The sequence below is a fragment of the Pseudomonas sp. P4_C3 genome (genome assembly GCF_056402075.1).
On record NZ_JBFUIC010000773.1, the window covers coordinates 1 to 650 of the forward strand.

Sequence of the window (650 nt, forward strand, 5' to 3'; positions counted from 1 at the left end):
CGCAAGCGGTTGAGCGCCGAACTGATGGTCGGCTGACCGAGAAACAGCTTCTCCGCCACCCGAGTGACATTACGCTCGAGCATCAGTGTTTCGAATACCACCATCAGGTTGATATCCGCCTTGCGTAGTTCGTTGCGATTCATCCACTGCCCCCCGATCCCCAGACTGGAAGGCAGTGTAGAAAGGCTCGGGGATAACGTCTACGTGCCTGAACGATAGACAATGCCGGTGCAGACGTTACGTTTGTTCAATTCAAAGTCAGCGCCTGTAATCCGAATGCCAGTTTGCGCGGGTCGTTACTCATGCCAAGCTCTCCCGGACTGATGGCATTGGAGTATTTGAAAAAAATACGCAGTACGCCTTGACGTTCGATGAGCTGTTGCACGGCTGCGGGTAATCCGATGTTGATTCGGTTTGCTTCAGGCTTGACCAACCGGGTGGACAGTACACTCACATCATTGACGACAATCTCCAGCGACTGCTCTGTGTGCGTAGGTGCGAGCAACGCGCTGGTTTCCAGCAACAATGAATTCACCCTTGATGTTGGCCGCAAAACGATTTGCGACTCGGCGCCTTCGGACCAGGTTCCCCACGGTTCGTTAAGCGACCATCCCTTGGCCAAAGAATCCACCGCCGGACTCTCTTTACTG

At 54.0% G+C, this 650-nt stretch carries 1 protein-coding gene and 1 pseudogene; both read right to left on the reverse strand.

Features of this window, described 5'->3' with window-relative positions; all coding sequences use genetic code 11:
* Positions 1 to 143, reverse strand: a 143-nt coding sequence (locus AC1DVH_RS32360; protein ID WP_477757205.1) for a LysR family transcriptional regulator, incomplete at its 3' end; no start/stop codon positions are given.
* A 104-nt stretch (positions 144 to 247) separates the two neighbouring features.
* Positions 248 to 650 (reverse strand): annotated as a pseudogene (locus AC1DVH_RS32365) (DUF6311 domain-containing protein); the annotation flags it as partial.